12 protein-coding genes are annotated in these 15496 nt (G+C 60.7%); 5 read left to right on the top strand and 7 right to left on the bottom strand.

From position 1 onward, the window contains the following. Nucleotides 1–130 precede the first annotated feature (130 nt). The 3 genes from waaF to ACF2JD_RS20800 all read left to right on the top strand — a co-directional run bounded on the left by waaF (nucleotide 131) and on the right by ACF2JD_RS20800 (nucleotide 3522). Nucleotides 131–1228: a lipopolysaccharide heptosyltransferase II gene (gene waaF / locus ACF2JD_RS20810; protein ID WP_440988116.1), complete on the top strand. Its 1098-nt coding sequence runs from the start codon at nucleotides 131–133 to the stop codon at nucleotides 1226–1228. A gap of 1 nt (nucleotide 1229) precedes the next feature. Next, nucleotides 1230–2507 carry a lipid IV(A) 3-deoxy-D-manno-octulosonic acid transferase gene (waaA, locus tag ACF2JD_RS20805; RefSeq protein ID WP_440988115.1) on the top strand — a complete coding sequence of 426 codons (1278 nt, stop codon included), beginning with the start codon at nucleotides 1230–1232 and terminating at the stop codon, nucleotides 2505–2507. Nucleotides 2508–2640: 133 nt separating this feature from the next. Next, nucleotides 2641–3522, top strand: a complete 882-nt coding sequence (locus ACF2JD_RS20800) for a DMT family transporter (protein WP_106885458.1) — start codon at nucleotides 2641–2643, stop codon at nucleotides 3520–3522. Between the two features lie 162 nt (nucleotides 3523–3684). On the opposite strand, the gene ACF2JD_RS20795 is transcribed toward ACF2JD_RS20800, so the two are convergent. From ACF2JD_RS20795 to ACF2JD_RS20765, 7 genes are all read right to left on the bottom strand, one after another. After that, a complete protein-coding gene (locus ACF2JD_RS20795; protein ID WP_440988114.1) occupies nucleotides 3685–4041 on the bottom strand; it encodes a 50S ribosome-binding protein YggL in 357 nt (118 codons plus the stop codon). An 81-nt stretch (nucleotides 4042–4122) separates the two neighbouring features. Next, the gene (locus tag ACF2JD_RS20790; protein WP_440988113.1) at nucleotides 4123–5520 is read right to left on the bottom strand and encodes a restriction endonuclease subunit S; all 1398 of its coding nucleotides are present in this window, start codon (nucleotides 5518–5520) and stop codon (nucleotides 4123–4125) included. Beyond that, the gene (locus ACF2JD_RS20785) at nucleotides 5520–7094 is read right to left on the bottom strand and encodes a class I SAM-dependent DNA methyltransferase (protein ID WP_413835247.1); all 1575 of its coding nucleotides are present in this window, start codon (nucleotides 7092–7094) and stop codon (nucleotides 5520–5522) included. The genes ACF2JD_RS20790 and ACF2JD_RS20785 overlap by 1 nt, the downstream gene beginning before the upstream one ends. 14 nt (nucleotides 7095–7108) lie before the next feature. Continuing rightward, nucleotides 7109–8179 carry a Fic/DOC family N-terminal domain-containing protein gene (locus ACF2JD_RS20780; protein WP_440988112.1) on the bottom strand — a complete coding sequence of 357 codons (1071 nt, stop codon included), beginning with the start codon at nucleotides 8177–8179 and terminating at the stop codon, nucleotides 7109–7111. A gap of 125 nt (nucleotides 8180–8304) precedes the next feature. Then, nucleotides 8305–11820 carry a type I restriction-modification system endonuclease gene (gene hsdR, locus ACF2JD_RS20775; RefSeq protein ID WP_440988111.1) on the bottom strand — a complete coding sequence of 1172 codons (3516 nt, stop codon included), beginning with the start codon at nucleotides 11818–11820 and terminating at the stop codon, nucleotides 8305–8307. Between the two features lie 2 nt (nucleotides 11821–11822). Further along, a complete protein-coding gene (locus ACF2JD_RS20770) occupies nucleotides 11823–12755 on the bottom strand; it encodes a restriction endonuclease (protein ID WP_139744758.1) in 933 nt (310 codons plus the stop codon). Between the two features lie 136 nt (nucleotides 12756–12891). Continuing rightward, nucleotides 12892–13755 (bottom strand): YicC/YloC family endoribonuclease, encoded by an 864-nt coding sequence (locus tag ACF2JD_RS20765; RefSeq protein ID WP_163157541.1) that lies wholly within the window; start codon nucleotides 13753–13755, stop codon nucleotides 12892–12894. A 146-nt stretch (nucleotides 13756–13901) separates the two neighbouring features. On the opposite strand from ACF2JD_RS20765, the gene rph reads away from it, so the two are divergent. Together rph and pyrE are read left to right on the top strand one after the other, a co-directional pair. Continuing rightward, nucleotides 13902–14618, top strand: a complete 717-nt coding sequence (rph, locus tag ACF2JD_RS20760) for a ribonuclease PH (protein WP_025328763.1) — start codon at nucleotides 13902–13904, stop codon at nucleotides 14616–14618. A gap of 83 nt (nucleotides 14619–14701) precedes the next feature. Continuing rightward, nucleotides 14702–15355, top strand: a complete 654-nt coding sequence (pyrE, locus tag ACF2JD_RS20755) for an orotate phosphoribosyltransferase (RefSeq protein WP_111910822.1) — start codon at nucleotides 14702–14704, stop codon at nucleotides 15353–15355. Nucleotides 15356–15496: the final 141 nt, after the last annotated feature.

The raw sequence follows: 15496 nt of genomic DNA, 5'->3' as shown, positions 1-15496 counted from the left end.
CCCTTGTGCTGTCCCTGAAGGCCTCTTGCGCATCAGGCAGGGATCTTCTGTTATTTCTTCGGCCTTTCTTGGGGCATAATCTCGCCCAGTAACGATTAACAGCCGGGCCAGTCCCGAGAGAAGACGCGCGATGAAGATATTGGTGATCGGCCCCTCCTGGGTCGGCGACATGGTGATGTCCCAGAGCCTCTACAAGGCACTCAAGGCCAATCACCCGGACAGCGAGCTGCATGTGATGGCGCCGGCCTGGTGCGTGGCCCTGCTGGAGCGGATGCCCGAGGTGGACAAGGCTATCCCCATGCCGCTCGGCCACGGTGACTTCAAGCTGGGGGCCCGCCGCCGGCTCGGCAAGCAGCTGGCCGCCGAAAAGTACGATCAGGCCATCATCCAGCCCAACTCCATGAAGTCGGCCCTCATCCCCTGGTTTGCCAGGATCCCGGTGCGTACCGGCTGGAAGGGGGAGCACCGCTTCGGCCTGCTCAACGACATGCGCAGCAACAAGCAGGCCTTCCCGCTGATGGTGGAAGCCTATCTGGCGCTGGCCTACCCCAAGGCACAGATGAAGAGCCGGAGCGACATTCCGTCCATTCCCCATCCGTCCCTGCACGTGGATCTCGTCAATCAGGACAAGGCCCTGGAGCGGCTCGGCCTGAATCGCGCCCGCCCGGTGCTGGTGCTCTGCCCGGGGGCCGAGTTCGGCCCGGCCAAGCGCTGGCCCGAGGGGCACTACGCCGTGGTGGCCCAGAAGCATCTGGATGAAGGCTGGCAGGTGTGGATCTTCGGCTCCGGCAAGGATGTGGAGGTGGCCAACACCATACGGGACCGGATCAATCCCCTGTCCCGTCCCAATTGTCACGTGCTGGCGGGCAAGACCAGCCTGCACGAGGCGATCGATCTCATGGCGCTGGCCGGTCGGGTCATCGCCAACGATTCGGGCCTGATGCACGTCGCCGCCGCCCTCAACCGGCCGTTGATCGGCGTCTATGGCTCCACCTCGCCGCTCTACACACCGCCCCTGGCGGACAGGGTGGAGATAGTGCACACCGACATCGAATGCCGCCCCTGCTTCAAGCGCTCCTGCAAGTTCGGCCACCTCAAGTGCCTGATCGAGCTGATGCCGGAGCAGGTCATAGAGGCGGGCAAACGGCTGGAGCGCAGTGACGGGGCGGACCTGATCATAGCGCTGCAGCCGGTGGCTGAGCCCGCGACCGGCGGCGAAGGCCAGTAGCATGATCTATCGGCTGCTCTACAACCTGCTGATCCACCTGGGCCTGCCACTGGCGCTGCTGGCGCTCTACAAGCCCAAAAAAGGCAAGCCCGGCTTCGGCAAGCGCTGGGCCGAGCACCTGGGGCGGACGCCTGCCACAGGGCAGGAGGCGCCGCTCTGGATCCATGCGGTGAGCGTGGGGGAGACGCTGGCCATCAGCCCCTTCATCCGCGCCCTCAAGGCGGAGCAGCCCTCCTTGCCCATACTGCTCACCACCACCACCCGCACCGGCGCCGAGCAGGCGGCCAAGCTCGGGGATCTGGTGGTGCATCGCTATGCGCCGCTGGACTACCCCTGGGCCGTCTCGGCATTTCTGGCCACCTTCAAGCCCCGCGCCCTCTGGGTGATGGAGACAGAGCTGTGGCCGAACTGGCTGGCGGCCTGCGAGGCACGCAACTTGCCGGTGACCATCCTCAATGCCCGCCTATCCGAGCGATCCTGCCAGCGCTATGCTCGCTTCCAGGGCGCCTTCGATGCCCTCAGCCGCCCGCTGACTCACCTGCTGTGCCAGCACCAGGACGACGCGGATCGCTTCCATCGTCTCGGAATTGGCCGCGAGCGGCTGGCGGTGACCGGCTCCATCAAGTTCGACATCCAGTTTGGCGACGAGGTGCAGGCCCGGGGCCGCGCCCTGCGCCAGCAGCTTGGACAGGAGCGGCCGGTCTGGATCGCCGCCAGCACCCATCAGGGGGAGGACGAGCAGGTGCTGGCCGCCTTCGATCGGGTGCTCAAGGCACATCCATCTGCCCTACTGATCCTGGTGCCGCGCCATCCCGAGCGTTTTGCTAAGGTGGCCGAGCTGTGCGCCCCTTACGGCTGCGTGCTGCGCTCTTACTGCCAGGGTCAGGGCAAGCCGGTGGGCGAGACGGACAAGGTCTATCTCGGCGATACCATGGGCGAGCTGCCGCTGATGCTGGCGGCGGCTGACGTGGCCTTCGTCGGCGGCAGCCTGGTGAAGATTGGTGGCCACAACCTGCTGGAGCCGGCGGCGCTCGGCAAACCCTGCCTGACCGGCCCCGTCTACTTCAACTTCAGCGACATCACCCGCCAGCTGGTGGCTCAGGGGGGCGCCGCCGTGGTGGCGGATGCCGATGCCCTGGGCGACAAGGTGATTACGCTGCTCGGCGATGCGGGCGCCCGCCGCCAGATGGGGGAGCAGGCCCGTGCCGTGGTGCTGCGCAACCAGGGGGCGCTGGCGCGCACCCTGTCCCACTGCCTCGCCGCACTGGAAAACGACTAGCGCGGGTGGCCCAGGTGGCCACCCCGTGTCCGCTCATAGGCCCGCCTGATCCCGGGGCAGGAGCAAACGCCGCAGGCAATCCGGCCTGCTTTCCTTTATGCTCTGCCCTTTGCCTTGACCCTGTGATGCCCCGATGAACCGCGCTCCCCTGCTGTTGATGATACTGGTCACCCTGCTGGCCGCCGCTGGCTGGCTCTTCTCGAAAGAGGCTATTCGTGAGCTGCCCACCGCCGCTTTTATCGGCAGCCGCTTTCTGCTGGCCGCCCTGCTGCTGTTGCCGCTCGCCTGGCTGCGCGAATCGCCCCCCAGCCGTTCACAACTGCTGCGTGCCGCCGGGTGCGGCACCCTGCTCGGGGCCAGCCTGCTGTTCTGGGTCACCGCCATCAGCCAGAGCGATGCGCTGGGCAGCGGCGCCTTCATCATGAGCGTGGCCACCCTGATGGCGCCGCTCGCCGCCTGGGCCGCCTTCAAGGCCAGACCCGGCCGCCACTATTGGCTGACCCTGCCCATCGCCGTGGCCGGCCTGCTGCTGCTCTCCAGCAGCACCCACTGGGGCGTGTCCCTGTCCCTGTTCTGGTTTCTGGCGGCGGCCGCCACCCTGGGGGTTCAGCTCGCGGTGCACCGCCACTTCGCCCAGTCCATTCCCCCTACCTGGCTCACCTGCATCCAGCTGGCGGTGACCGGCCTGATCGGCACCCTGCTCTCCCTGCTGACAGAGCAGTGGCCCGCCGACATCAGCTCTGGTGTCTGGGGCTGGTTTGCTGCCAGCGTCCTGATCGCCACCACACTGCGCTACTGGCTGCTCACCCACGCCCTGAGCCAGATGACCACGGCCCATGCCGCCCTGCTGATGCTGCTGGAACCCGTCTGGACCCTGATCCTGAGCACCTTCTTCTATGACGAGCCGCTGGGCCCGGCCAAGCTGGCCGGCGCCGGTCTGGTGCTGGGCGCCCTGGTGCTCTACCAGCTCCCCCTGCTGCTGCGCAGCCGCAAGTTCAAGGCATCCAACGGATAAGAGTCTGCCCCACCAACAAGCACGAAGCGGTGTCAGTAAAAAGAGCGGGCCTGCCATTGCAGGCCCGCTCTTTTTTCAAAGGGGGAGGGGATGCTGTTTGAACGGGGAGCTGGGCAGGGGGCTGCCGCTCGTTCGTTTACCAGGGAGAGTTCGGCGAGACCGTTACCCTTCCCAGGGGCCGTACCAGGCATCGCTCAAGGGCGCGATCTGGTGGGAGGCAACCCAGGGCTGGCTGGCCAACCACTGGGTGGTCTGCTCCCTATCCGATTCGGTGAGCGTGCCCCCGGCAAATTGGCAGAGATAGCCGCCGATCTCGCGCCCCGAGAGGGCACCACCGCCACCGAAAGCCCAGCCTTGCGACTCGATAAATGCGAGCCAGTGATCGAGCGCCTCTTCAAAGGTTGCCAACTCGGGTTTCAGGGTGAAGGTGAGTTGAAAACCGAACTCCTGAAACTCCCCCAGATGCAGCTTTTTGCGCAGGTGGCGGGAGCGGGTCTTATGGGGCTGAACCTCGGTCATAGGGTGACTCCGGACAAAGTGGGGTTGATTGCTGGTTTGCTCGCCCGTTTTGGCGTCTTGCGGTGTAATTCACGTTGTTCATTACACCCTACGGTTCTTGCGCGGTTTGGCGGCGGCCCGCTCGGCCTGAATGCGGGCCAGCAGGGCGGCGGCGCTATTGTCGCCGCTAATCAGCTCCGGGTTGGCGGCGCGCCAGTCGGCGGTCAGCTCGCCGCGAAACGCCTTGGCCAAGATGGCCTGGGTCAGCTTATCGACCCGCTCTTTGGCCGCCTTGGCCTGCTGTTCGATGGTATCGGCATAGGCAAAAAGCTGTTCTACCCGACGGACGATTTCGGTTTGTTCCATAATCGAAGGCAATGTTAAGGGGCACTTAGCAAATGCCTTATGAGTAAGATCAGGTTGAGATGAGCGACCAGAGTTTTCTTTCACATATTCCTGACAAATTGGCGATTTCAGGAAGTAAATTAAATACTCTCTTAACAAAACGGTTTTGTCATAATTAATTCTAAATGTGTTGTTGTGCATTATGCCGCGATAGCCTGTCAGTACGCGCCCAACTGTACCTGTTCTAGATATGATGATATCTTCTTGTTCTGCAATTATTGATTTATCATCTACCAAAACATAATGAACGTCATCGCTAAAACCGTTCTCATAGTTCACTGTTCGGAGAATGGGAAGCACATCATGATCAGGCTCAGTCCGACGAGTCGCTTTTGCTATTTGAAGGCCTTGTTGGAAAGCAGCGCAGTTACCAATTGCAGTAAGTTTCCACTGACTTGGAATTTCAAAAATATATTTACTGTCAATGGCATAATTAGCATTAACGTTAGGTAGTTGCTCAAAAGTCTTCTCGACTCGCCACTCTTCCGTCAATTTCCCACTCACTGCAGCGGCCAGCACGGATTGGCGGAATCGCTTGATAATATCCGGTATGTGGGCCAGACGGGCTTGGGTTGCTTCCACCTGAGCCAGCAATTTATCGAGCCGGTCGGCAATCTCTTTTTGCTCTGCTGCTGGCGGCAAAGCAATTGGAAATTTTTCGACGAATGACTTGGGGACTCGGCGCAAACCGACAGCCCCCGTCATATTGGTAGCGCCCTCTTGCATAAAAGCATGAGTTTTTATGAGCGCAAATAGCAATTTTTGTGAAATATCGTTGCAATGAGGGCGAAGTACATAAAATTCGGAGCTGCCAGCCCCTATGCCATTTGGTAAATCATCAACAATAGCCGCTTTGCCATTTTCAAAGCATGGTGTCACCTTGGCGAAGATAACATCGCCATCCTGAAAGTTGGTATAGGATTTTTTTATTTCCCCCCAAGGTTTTTCATCAAATAGCAGCTCGTCATGGTAACTGGTAGGGGCATACGACATGGGCACGAAACCGGCGATAAGCGATTCATCGGCCACTGTTTTGGGGTTCACTGCAGCAATATCCGAGAGGGTACAGGTGCTCCAGCCATGTGGTAATTGCATCACGCCATCCCCCCCAGCGCCTTAACCAGATCCTGCAATTCAGCCAGCGCCGCTTCCAGTTCGGATTTGGCCTCATTGGCCAGCTCCAGCGGCTCGGGCAAGTCGGCGGCATCGACACTGTTTTGATCTTTAAGCCAGCTGATATCCAGCGAATCCCCCTTGTGGTCGCGGATCCACTCCCGGCTAAAGCAGCGCCAGCGGCTGTGGGCCAGCTCGGGGTCTGTGTCCTGGTTCGCGGCATCCTCGGCCAGCTCGACTTTTTCTGCGCCGAAGCTGTATTCCCCTTCCGTGCGTAAACCGGTGCCATTGGGGTTGGCACCAAATACCTGCTCAAAGGGGCCCAGATGGGGATCTGTGCCGAACTCGGCCTCGGTAAAGCCAATGGCGGCATTGCCAAAGGGGGTGCGCTTGCCAAAGCTCGGCATATTGGTGCGAAGGTCATAGACCCAGACTGCCTGGGTGCAGGCCTCCTGCTGATAGGGGTCGCTGGCGCTGCCTTTTTGGAAGAAGAGCACATTGGTCTTGACCCCCTGGGCGTAGAAGATGCCGGTGGGCAGGCGCAAGAGGGTGTGCAGGTTGCACTTGTCCATCAGATCGCGGCGCACCTCGGTGCCGACCCCGGCCTCAAACAGCACGTTGTCGGGCAGCACCACGGCGGCGCGGCCACCGGGCTTGAGGCCGCGATAGATATGCTGCAAGAAGGCGAGCTGCTTGTTGCTGGTCTTGTAGGTGAGGTCGTCGCGGGTATTGCTGGCCTCGCCGCCTTTGCTGGTGCCAAAGGGGGGGTTGGCGAGGATGATATCGACCCTGGGCAGCGCGGCACCCACCTGTCCCAGGGCATTGCCGAGGTGGACCACCCCCTCTTCATCCCCTTCCATGCCGTGCAGCAGGCAGTTCATCAGGGCGAGGCGGCGGGTATTGGGCACCAGCTCGACCCCGATAAAGGCTCTCTGCTTCTGGAAGCGCACCTGTTGCAGCGTCAAGTCGTCATAGTCCGACTGGCTCTTGATGTACTGATCGGCGGCGATGAGAAAACCGGCGGTACCGGCAGCCGGATCCTGAATCACTTCCCCCGCCTTGGGCTGGAGGCAGCGCACCATGCTGTTGATCAGGGCGCGCGGAGTGAAGTATTGGCCGGCGCCGGATTTGGTTTCGCCGGCGTTTTTCTCCAGCAGCCCTTCATAGAGATCCCCCAGGCCATCCTGCTTGGCGCTGAACCAGTCGATCTGGTCGAGGGTCTTGATCATCTGCTCCAGATGGCGCGGCTCGCGCAGCCGGGTCTGGGCATCCGCATAGATGGCGGCGATCAGGGGATCCTGGTCTTTGGAGAGATCCACCAGCATCTGGCGATAGTGGTTGAGCAGGTTGAGGCCGGAGCGACTGGCGAGCTCTGGCCAGCGGCAATGCTCGGGCAGGGTGTGGGCGGCCAGAATGCCCGCCTCTTCGTTCTCGTGCACCATCTTGATAAAGAGCAGCAGCACCAGCTCGGTGACATAGTCGGAGTAGTTGATGCCGTCGTCACGCAGGACGTCGCACAGGTTCCACAGTTTTTGAACGATATCGTTGTTGCGCATGGGAATTCCGGTTATCAGCTGTGGGCCGCCAGGAGGGCGCACAGGGGCTGGTTGATGTAGTAGTTGCCGCGACCAATCTTCTGTTTTTGCAAGAATCCCTGCTCCACCAGCAGATCCAGATAGCGGGTGGCGGTGATGCGGGTCACCCCGAGATCGCCCATGACAAAGTCGATCTTGGTGTAGGGGTGGTTGAAGAGGTTGTTGAGCAGATCCTGACTGTAGATCTTGGGCAGTTGTTCGCGGATGCCCTGCTTGTAGCTGGCCATCAACTCCTTGATGCCGGTGATGAGCGCTATGGTGCTCTGGGCCGTGTCGATCACCGCATCGAGCATGTAGAGCAGCCAGGGCTCCCAGTCACCTGTGTCACGCACCGCTTGCAGTTCGCGGTAGTAGCGCCCCTTGTCCTGGATAAAGTAGCGGCTGAGATAGAGCACCGGCAGGTTGAGCAGCCCCTGGGCCACCAGGTAGAGCAGGTTGAGGATGCGGCCGGTGCGGCCATTGCCGTCATAGAAGGGGTGAATGCTCTCGAACTGGTGGTGGATGATGGCCATCTTGACCAGGGGATCGGCATCACAGAGCTCGTCGTCATTGATATAGCGCACCAGGTTGTCCATCAGGGCGGCTATCTCGTCGCCGTGCTGGGGCGGGGTATAGATCACCTCGCCGGTGCGGGCATTCTTGAGATCGGTGCCGGGCAGACGGCGCAAGCCGGCGCGGTTTTTCTCCAAGAATTGCTGCACCGCCAGAATGTCGGCCAGCCGGATCAGCTGCTGATGGCGCACGGTGGCAAAGCCCTGCTTGAGGGCGGCGGCATAGTCCTGCACCTCTTTGGTGGCCGGATTGACCGCCTCTTCAAACAGGTTGGCGCGGTAGAGATCATCCTGGGTGGTGATGATGTTCTCGATCTCCGAGCTGTTTTTTGCCTCTTGCAGGGACAGGGTGTTGATGAGGATCCCCTCGTTGGGGATGCTGGCGGCCACCCCCTTGAGTTCGGCCAGATAGCGGTGAGCCTCGGCGCTCTTCTTGAGCACGGCGCGGCTCTCCAGCTTGGCGATATTGACCAGCGGCAACGGGGTGATGGGCATAGAAAGTCCCCTTTTCTGTGTATGGCGGCGATTGTATGTATAGAAATTTTAATTTTCTATACATATCACGGCCCACATAGATAAAAGGCGCCCTTTTCTATATCTGTCGGGGCCGCTGCCGCTTGTCAGGCCACTTGCCAGAGCGCGTCGCCAAGCTGCGTCAGCAGTTTATCCAGCTGTTTTCCGAGCAGGCCGTCGAGCCGCTTGGCGCCGCCATCATCGGCGAAGCGCTCGTTGATAAAGTCGCGATCGACAATCACCTCGTGCACCAGCTGCCTGGCCAGACGATCCAGCCATCTGCGCTGGACGGGCGTCCAGCTCTGGCTGCGGTAGATCTGCTCCATCGCCAGCCGTACCCGTTCGCTATAGGGGATGAGCGGCTCGCCAAGGGCGGCGCGACGAATATGGCCTATGATGCTGGCGGCGATGTCCTGATTGGTCTGGCTGCGCCAGGCACTCTGCAGATTGACCTCCTTGAAACCGGCACTGTCGAGCAGCAGCTTGACCTCCTTGAGCTGGGCTCGAGTGAGGTCGCGCGGGGCATTGACCACCGCCATCAGCGCCGCATTGCTGTTGATCTGCTGACGGATAAAGTCGGCGAAGCCATCCAGATAATCCTGTGGCCTGCCATAGGCACCGTAGCTCTGCTCGCGCAGGGTGAGCCTGTCTTGATGATCTGAAATCACCGGCCGATACTCGCTGCCGATGAGATCCTCCACCTGTGCCAGTTCCCTCAGCAGGGTGGCGTGCTGGCGCAAAAAGTGGCTGGCCTGCCTTGGCCCGAGTTGATGGAGGTGCTGATGCAGCTTGCCCGGCTCAATACCCCACTCTTCCCCCAGTTCGGCCAGCTTCTGTTTCAAGACCGGGTAGCGATCCGCCTTGCTCTCGGCCTTGCGCAGCACCCGCATCAGCTTCTGGCTGAGCTGGCTCAAGATGGTATCGGCTTGGCTCTGGCCCGGCTCGTCTCCCGCCACGCTGAGGGCTTGCTCCAGACAGCACTCATCGCTCAACTCACCGACCAGCTGCGCCAGGGTGATATCGGGGTTCTTGACCAGGGGTTGCATGGTGTTGACCTCGGCCAGCGCGGCATAGATATCCACCGGGTCATAGATGCGAAACACCGTCTTGCCTATGTCGTCGCAGCGACGGGTGGCCCGCCCCATCATCTGCTCATAGAGGATCCGTGACTTGACCCGACGCATAAAGACCAGATTGCAGATGCGCGGCACGTCGATGCCGGTGGTGAGCAAGTCCACAGTGATGGCGATATTGGGGTAGCGTTCGTTCTTGTAGCGGCTGATCAGGGTGCTCACCCTGTCGCTTTTGCCGGTGATCTTGGCGACCGCCTCCTGGTTATAGCTTTCGCCGTAGAGGGTTTTGAACTCGGCATCCAGCAGCCGCTTGACCATGTCGGCATGGTTGTCGGTGGCGCAGAAGATCATGGTTTTCTCTTCGCCGAAGGGATCCAGCTCCTGTGCCAGCGCCTGGCAGATGATCTGATTGAAGGATTCGTTGATCACTCGTTTGTTGAAGGCATCCACCTCGAAGTTGAGATCGTCTTCCAGCTCCGCAGTCTCGATCTCGCCGGTTCGGGTATCGATGGCGGTCACCCTCTCGCCCTTGTTGAAGTTGATGCCATGCTCGGTCAGCTCGGTCTGGAAACGGATCGGCGATTCGTGGTCGATCAGCCAGTCATCGGCCACCGCCTCGCGGTAGGAGTAGAGGTAGACCGGCGTGCCGAAAATCTCGCTGGTGTGTTTAGCAGGGGTGGCGGTGAGGCCAATCTTGACCGCATCGAAGTAGTCGAGCACCCGTCGGTAGCTCGACAGATATTGCGCCGCATCGCGGGTGGAGAGCTCCCCTTCGGTCATCTCCTGATCCAGGGCGTAACCCCGGTGGGCTTCGTCCACTATGATGCAGTCGAACTCATCGATCGGCGGTCGGTTATCACTGGCGAAGATACGTTTGACCATGGCTTGTACGGTGGCGACCTGAATGCGAGTCTCGGCTTGCGCCGCCATGTCTCCGAGCTCTGCGATGGTGTAGGCAGACCACAGAGTCTGGTTTTGTTCGAGGCGAGCATCTTTGAACGCATCCAGGGCTTGGCCGCCCAGTGCGGTTCTGTCCACCAGAAAGAGAATGCGGCGAAAACGCTCTGCCTTGAGGAAGCGATACATCAGGCCAATGATGGTGCGGGTCTTGCCCGTCCCCGTCGCCATGGCCAGCAGACAGTTGCGTTGATCGCGCGCGAGCGCAGATTCCACCGCCTCGATGGCTTTCTGCTGATAGGGTCTCACCTTGAGGTAACCAAATCCCTCTTGCTTGAGTGTCTGCTCAGCTTGTTCGCGGCTGCGTTTGAGCAGATCCAGCAGCCCATCCGGCGAGTGGAACTCTTGCAGTGCACGGGCGAGATTGCTCGGGTGGCGGGCATCGCGAAACCAGATGCCGGATTGCTCGGCCAGCTGTTTGACAAAGGGGCGACCGTTGCAGGAATAGAGGTAGGGGAGTTGATACTGTTCACCTTGACCATCGTGCCAGGGGGACGAGCGTCCCTCCAGCACCCAGGGGCTGACCATCAAACCTGACAGGGCAAACCCCTTGCTGTAGCGCCCCGCCTGAGGGATCTTGCCGGCCACATTGGTATTCATCTTTTTCGCCTCTACGGCGGCGACCGGCATCAGGCCGATAAAGAGCACGTAATCGGCCCGACCCTTCTCCCCGTGATGCTCGGTTGGCCATTCGGCGATGGCCATGTTGCGCCCCTTCTGCGGACGAGCCCCCTTGCGGTAATCGAGTTGCTCGGAGTCCGCCTCCCAGCCAGCATCCTGCAACTGTTGATCGATGAGAATGCGGGTACTGGCCTCGTCAAGAACTAAGGTGTCGGTGATGCGCTTTGCCTTGCTGGCAAACCCTTGCAGGGCCAGCGCTGCCTGCTTTCTGGCCTCTTCGCTTTGCTGCTGTAATTGCTGCTGCAATTGGGCAAGGCGGCGTTCGAACTCCTGCTGCTGGGTAGCGAGCGCCTGTTGGTGAGTCTTGGCCTGGGAGGCAAACTCTCTGGCCTCGCTGTCCATCAGCTCAGCCAGCTCCTGATATTCCTTCTTCTCCCGCGCCAGCAACTCGGCCAACTCCTGATTCTGATCGAGCTGGCTACTGGCACTGGTGAGCTCATCTTTGAGCCTGGCTATCTGCTCCTGCAATTGGTGCAGCTCGGCGCTGGGATCTTTGGGGACGATAAAGGGCTCTGGTTTGAAATGTTCGCTCCCCTTGCCAAAGAAACGGTGGTACCAGACAGCCAGGTCTCGAGCGACTTTGAGCCCGGCCAGGGCCTCCTTGTGACGGGTCTTGAACTGATGCACCGCATGATTACCCGCCTTGCGCAGCCCATGGAACAGGTTCATCACTATCGGATCCAGCGACAACTCACGGCCAACCAGATAGAGCAGTTCGGCCTGTGTGGTCTGCGGCTGGGCGGCAATGCCACAGCGCATTGCAATATCTTGGGCCAAGGCTTCACTCAGTTGACGCAACTTGACCAGGGTCGTGTTGGGATCACCGGCGAATGCCCGTTCAGCACCCTGCGCCAACTCAAGCAGAATGGGGGCATGGGCTTGAAGGAAATAGAAGTTGCTGCGCTCGGTCATGGTCAGTCTTCCAGAAAGTAATCCGAATCCAGGGTCTTGATGGTGAGGGTCTGGCGGGTGGTGACGCCGACGCCGTATTCAATCATCAAGGCGGCGAGATGTGGGCCGTCAATCAGGACAATACGCTTCTCAATCAGCCCCACGAACTCCTGTGCCTCGCGGCTAAAGCCTGAGGTAGTGATAAAGACCCCCTTGCGGGCTTTGTGCAGATCCAGCGCTCCTGCGAAAGCTTGAATGTCTGGGCGGCCCACCGTCTTGTCGGTGTAACGCTTGGCCTGCAGATAAATGGAGTCGAGCCCGAGCCGGTCTTCCTTGATGATGCCGTCGATACCTCCATCACTGCTGTAACGGGTGGTGCGGGCCGCATCCTGCTGACTGCCGCCATACCCCATGGCCACCATGAGATCGACCACCAACTGCTCAAAGAAGCGAGGTGAAAGGCCAAGGATCTCGGCTAGCAAGTCATCGGCAAGGGATTGATTGATGGCCGCCAGAGCCTGTTCAATCTGCTCTTGCGGTGTACTGGCCTGCTCGGGGGTTGACTGTGTTGCTGCGTCAGTCACGATCCGGGACGGATTGCCCATGCTTTCGCTGGAGGCCAGGGTGAAAGCGACGAACTCGTTGAACTGGGCCAGATAGTGATTGTCGATGGGGTGACCCGAGGCCAGCGCCACCTTACCCCGTTCGGTGATAAGACAAATGCCGCGTTTGGGTTGCTCGATTAACCCCGCCTTGACCAGATAGGTCTTGGCCCAGCCGACCCGGGAGCGGATGGTGGTTTGGCGGCCACTTGGCAAGGTGTCTGCCAGCTGTTCCGGGGTGAAGGCATAGTGTTGGCAAACTCGCTCGAATACTTCCCTAAGGGGACGGGCATGACCATCGGCCAGCACCTTGAGCACCGCAGGCATCATGGCTTCATAACTGGGTAGATTCATGGCGGACAGGGACTCGGTGAAAGGCAGTCACCTATCTTGCCACAAGCGGCCCGACTGGGGCCATGCCGTTGATCACACTGGGGATATGACATAAAAAAGCCCCCGCGTGGCGGGGGCTGGTGCATCGATGAGGGGGTCACTCGATGTTTTGAATTTGCTCGCGCATCTGCTCGATGAGGACCTTCAGCTCGACGGCGGACTGGGTCACCTCGGCGTTGATGGATTTCGAACCGAGCGTGTTCGACTCGCGGTTGAACTCCTGCATCATGAAGTCGAGACGACGGCCGCAGGCGCCACCCTTCTTCATGATCTTGATGGTTTCGCTGATGTGCATCTCCAGGCGATCCAGCTCTTCGGCCACGTCGATCTTCTGGGCCAGCAGCACGATTTCCTGTTCGATGCGTGCAGGATCCAGTTCCACCTTGGCCTCGGCCAGGCGGTCGGTGAGCTTCTGGCGCTGCCACTCGATGATTTGCGGCAGGTGGACGCGCACCTTCTTCACTTCCACCTGGATGCCGTCCAGACGTTGCTGGATCAGCGCCTTGAGGTTAGCCCCTTCGCTGGCGCGGGAGGCGAGGAAGTCTTCCATGGTCAGATCGAAACCGCCGAGCAGCTCGGTGGCGACCGCGTCCATGTCCTGCTCGGCGGCGGCCATGACACCCGGCCAGCGCAGCACGTCCACCGGGTTGAGCTGGCCCTGGCCCGCTTCTTTCATTACCCAGTTGGCGCTGTCGATGATGAGCTTGGCCAGCTCCTCATTGATGTGCAGTTGGCTGGCGGCGGCTTGGGCTGCCTCGAACCTCAGGTTGCACTCCACCTTGCCGCGCTGCAGCTTGGCACGGAAACGCTCACGCAGGACCGGCTCCAGGCTGCGCAGCTGCTCCGGCAGGCGGATGTAGGTTTCCAGATAGCGCTGGTTGACCGAACGAATTTCCCAAACGGCTGTGCCCCAGTCGCCCTTGAATTCCTTGCGGGCGTAGGCGGTCATGCTGTGAATCATTGATTGTTCCGGGCTTGATGAAGTGTGCGGCCAGTATACTCAGCCAGGCTTGCCCCGTCAGCCGATGCCGTGGTTTTAGCGGCTGATATTTGAGTAGCAATGGCTTATACTCCTGCGCCAATTCAGCCAGCCCAGAGGTCAGTCCCATGTCCCGTCCCAGCGATCGCAGTGCCGCGCAAGTGCGCCCGGTTACCATCACCCGCAACTTCACCAAGCATGCGGAAGGATCTGTGCTGGTGGAGTTCGGCCACACCCGCGTGCTGTGCACCGCCAGCGTCGACACCAGCGTGCCGCGCTTCCTGAAAGGCAAGGGTCAGGGCTGGGTCACCGCCGAGTACGGCATGCTGCCGCGCTCCACCCATTCGCGCATGAACCGCGAGGCGGCCGCCGGCAAGCAGAGCGGTCGCACCCTGGAGATCTCCCGACTGATCGCCCGCTCCCTGCGTGCCGCCGTGGATTTGACCGCGCTCGGCGAGCACTCCATCACTGTGGACTGTGACGTGCTGCAGGCCGACGGCGGCACCCGCACCGCCGCCATCACAGGTGCCTGCGTAGCCCTGGTGGATGCGCTGAACTGGATGGTCGAGAAGGGCATGCTCAAGCAGAGCCCGCTCAAGCAGATGATCGCGGCCGTCTCCGTCGGCATGTATCAGGGCGAAGCCATCTGCGATCTGGAGTACGTGGAAGATTCTGCCGCCGAGACCGACATGAACGTGGTGATGACCGAAGACGGTCGCATCATAGAGGTGCAGGGCACCGCCGAGGCCGAGCCCTTCACCCACGAGGAGCTGCTGGCGATGCTGGCGCTCGCCAAGGGCGGCATCGACGACATCATAGCGCTGCAGAAGCAGGCGCTCTCCTGAATTTCTGATTTGAAAAACGCGGCATTGACCGCGTTTTTTTATACCCCCACACCAGTAAACGACAAGCCAAGCAAGGAGCCAGAATGAAAGCCTACCAGCGTCAATTTATCGAGTTCGCCCTGGAGAAACAGGTTCTCAAATTCGGTGAGTTCACCCTGAAATCCGGCCGCAAGAGCCCCTACTTCTTCAACGCCGGCCTGTTCAACAGCGGCCGCGATCTGGCCCGCCTCGGCCGCTTCTATGCTGCCGCCCTGATGGATGCCGGCATCGAATTCGATGTGCTGTTTGGCCCGGCCTACAAGGGGATCCCCATCGCCTCTGCCACCGCGGTGCAGCTGGTGGAGCAGCACGACGTGGACGTGCCCTGGTGCTTCAACCGCAAGGAGGCCAAGGATCACGGCGAGGGCGGCAATCTGGTGGGCAGCCCGCTCAAGGGGCGCATCATGCTGGTGGACGACGTCATCACCGCCGGGACCGCCATCCGCGAATCCATGGATCTGATCCAGGCCAACGGCGCCTCCCTGGCCGGGGTGCTGATCGCCCTGGATCGTCAGGAGAAGGGCAAGGGCGAGCTCTCCGCCATCCAGGAAGTGGAGCGTGACTACGGCGCCCACATCATCGCCATCATCCAGATGAGCGACCTGATCAAGTATCTGGAAGAGAAGCAGGCAGAGCAGCCCGCGCTGGCCGAGCAACTGGCGGCCATGAAGGCCTACCGCGCCCAGTACGGCATCTGACGACTAGGTTCCCTCATCCCCGGCTCTTCTCCCGAGAGGGGAGAATAGGGCAGATCGGCATGCTGCCGAACGCATCAACGGCGCCAACAGGCGCCGTTTTTTATTTGCACAAAAAGTCGGTGCGCTCCCTTGAGCTTGCCC

This window comes from Aeromonas ichthyocola (genome assembly GCF_046087985.1).
Taxonomy (GTDB): domain Bacteria; phylum Pseudomonadota; class Gammaproteobacteria; order Enterobacterales; family Aeromonadaceae; genus Aeromonas; species Aeromonas rivipollensis.
This window is presented reverse-complemented; position numbering and strand designations above follow the sequence as displayed.